Origin of the sequence: Mycobacterium sp., from assembly GCF_050701675.1 — a bacterium.
Classification (GTDB): domain Bacteria; phylum Actinomycetota; class Actinomycetes; order Mycobacteriales; family Mycobacteriaceae; genus Mycobacterium.
The window spans coordinates 1-1,821 of record NZ_JBOGDD010000637.1; the positions used below are offsets into that span (position 1 = coordinate 1).

The 1,821-nt window shown below is 69.2% G+C and carries 1 protein-coding gene and 2 pseudogenes; 1 reads left to right on the forward strand and 2 read right to left on the reverse strand.

Translation table 11 applies throughout. From position 1 onward, the window contains the following. Positions 1 to 729: pseudogene (locus tag ACRDUX_RS19575) on the reverse strand (hypothetical protein); the annotation flags it as partial. Positions 730 to 811: 82 nt separating this feature from the next. Between ACRDUX_RS19575 and ACRDUX_RS19580 the strand changes: the two are divergent. After that, entirely contained in the window at positions 812 to 1,459 is a 648-nt protein-coding gene (locus ACRDUX_RS19580; RefSeq protein WP_526415679.1) for a hypothetical protein, read from the forward strand. A gap of 4 nt (positions 1,460 to 1,463) precedes the next feature. Here the strand turns inward: ACRDUX_RS19580 and ACRDUX_RS19585 are convergent. Next, positions 1,464 to 1,821: pseudogene (locus tag ACRDUX_RS19585) on the reverse strand (CHAT domain-containing protein); the annotation flags it as partial.

The window sequence follows — 1,821 nt, forward strand, 5'->3', positions numbered from 1 at the left end:
TGGCAGGCCCACGAAGTCGGCGTGTGCCCGCGCGCCGAAGTTGTAGGGCGTGGCGTCCGCCACCAGCGCCGACCACACCCGCTGCCTCGCCATTGCGGCGTTGTGCCCGTCGGCGGCGCCGAGAACCGTGGTGAGACCCGCGAGGAACGGTCCTGCGATGGTGTCACCGGGCCGCACGTCACGCCAGCTGCGCTCGAGCTGACGGGACAGCTGTGCCACCGCCTGCTCGCCGCTCACGTACCGGTTGAGGACCTCGATGGCGGTGCGGTCGCGGTCGTCGTGGACCCCACGAAGTATCGACTCGGCGGTGTCGCGATCCCCCTCGGCGGGCGCGCCCTTGGTCACCGCGAGCTCGAAGCACACCGGAAAGTAGAGCTCCTGCGCGTTGCCGGTGGTGATCCGTAGCCTGCGACGCTCCACCTTGAGAACCGCGAACCAGGAGGCGGCAGAACGCAAATGCGGCGCATGGTCGAGGATGAGATTGCGCATCGAGGTGGCCGCGTCGGCGCTCACCACGGGCGCCGAGTACTGCGGATTGGAACGCAGTCGCAGCACCAGCGGATCGAGGATCCGCTTGATGGTGCGGCGCAGCGGGGCACCGTCGGCACCGCTCAAGACCTCGACCCCATGGCCGATCGCGCGCCACGCTTCGTCGATCACGGCACGACGGGGCAGTGCGAGTGCCTCGCGGGTGGCCCCTTCGGACACCAGGCGTCGGACCGTGGTCATCCGCACAGGATAGGCCGGGCCTCTCGGTTTGGACGCTACAAAGTTGGGTTCGGTAGTCGCGGCGGCCCCGCAACCTGGTGGAATGTCCGACGTTCTCCTGACCGCCATCGTGATCTTGATCTCCGCCGTGATCGGTGCGGCGCTCTGTGGACCGCTCTCGCGTGCGACCGGCGCACCCGCCGCGCACCTCGACGGACACGGTCCGCGGCAAGCGGTGGGGATCGGCACCGTGCGCGCGATCGACGGGCCCATCACCATCGACGTGGAGAGCATCTCGGGGCAGCGCTTCGTCGGCAGATTGCGCCAGTACGCCGATGAGGCGCCCCTCGCCGCGCTACGACCGGGTGTCGTGCTATTGGTGACGTTCGATCCGGCTGCCCGCGAACAACTCTCGCTTGCAGACGACATGGCTGCTGTCCGCTCGGCCTTCGATCAGATGCTGGTTCACAAGGGCCTCGTGACGCAGGGGCAGTTGGAGCTGATCAGGACCGGCACCAGGTCCCGTGGCGTGGTGACCGCGATGAGAGCGACGGGCGCCGCGTGCGAGGACTACCGGGAGGTCGAACTCGACCTCATGGTCCGTCGCCCGGCGGGGGGACAGTTTCCTGCCCACGAGACCGCACTGGTGCCCGAGTCGGCATTGGACGGGGTCGCTCCAGGGTGCGTGATCGACGCCTATTACCGCCTCGACGACGAATCCTCGGTCGCGGTCTGCGTACCACCCGGTTGACTGATCAGCGCGCGCCGTCGACCGCGAACGTGACGAGCGCGGCCCAGTACAGCGGGCTGGCCGTCGGGTCGCCGGAGCGCCACTGTCGCATGCGTTCCCGCTGCCACCGATTGACTGCGCAGCCGCCCTCGTCGTCGCCGTGTGCCCGGTCGACTGCAGTCACGAGGTCGGCCATCGGATCGACCGTGCCGCCGGTGAACTGCTGGTACCCCGCCGTCGTCGGCAACGACCAGAGCGTCGCCGTCACCAATTCGGCGCCGCACAGGATCATCGCCGCCACGAGTCCCGTCGCCTCGTCGAATCGGTAGTCGCCGCCCGACGCGCACGCGAGCAGTGCCACCCGGGGCGGCATGGGCATGCGC

Bases quoted from the DNA above. Each gene is read 5' to 3' on its own strand.
- ACRDUX_RS19580 (WP_526415679.1), top strand. From the start codon at position 812: ATGTCCGACGTTCTCCTGACCGCCATCGTGATCTTGATCTCCGCCGTG.